Below are 655 nucleotides of genomic sequence, written 5' to 3'. Positions count from 1 at the left end.
TGTGGACTTCGAGCCGTTTGGCGGGAAAATGCCTAGTAAATGGAGAAAGGGTACAATTTCCGATTTGGGCGATGTCATTGGCGGCAGTACACCGTCCAAAGCGAAACCTCAATATTACACTGAACACGGCATAGCTTGGATTACACCTAAAGATTTGTCTGTCAACAAAAACAAGTTTATTGCCCATGGAGCGAACAACATCTCTGAACTTGGTCTTCGCAACAGTAGCGCACAGCTTATGCCACGAGGAACTGTTCTTTTCAGTTCCAGAGCGCCAATTGGCTACATCGCTATTGCGAGTGGGGAACTCTCTACCAATCAGGGTTTTAAATCCGTTGTTCCGAAAAAAAACGTAGGCACGGCATTCATTTATTACTTCTTGATTAATAATATTCAAACTATCGAAAATGCAGCTTCGGGGTCGACTTTCAAGGAAGTTTCTGGAGCTACCATGAAAAGCATTCCCGCTGTTATTCCTGATGAGAATTCTCTTCATCGTTTTCAAGACGAATGCACTCCCATATTCAAGAAGCAGGAACTTCTTGAAGCAGAGAATGACAGTCTTGCAGAGACGCGTGATTCTTTACTACCCCGACTAATGTCCGGAGAACTATCCGTTGCCGATCTCGGCGACGCTAAATGATGATTTACCGCC

At 44.7% G+C, this 655-nt stretch carries 1 protein-coding gene; it reads left to right on the top strand.

Features of this window, described 5'->3' with window-relative positions:
* Positions 1 to 643: restriction endonuclease subunit S (locus OI69_RS18770; RefSeq protein WP_039354264.1), on the top strand; the 643-nt coding region annotated here is incomplete at its 5' end.
* Positions 644 to 655: the final 12 nt, after the last annotated feature.

Source organism: Pectobacterium fontis (assembly GCF_000803215.1).
GTDB classification, from domain to species: domain Bacteria; phylum Pseudomonadota; class Gammaproteobacteria; order Enterobacterales; family Enterobacteriaceae; genus Pectobacterium; species Pectobacterium fontis.
This window is presented reverse-complemented; position numbering and strand designations above follow the sequence as displayed.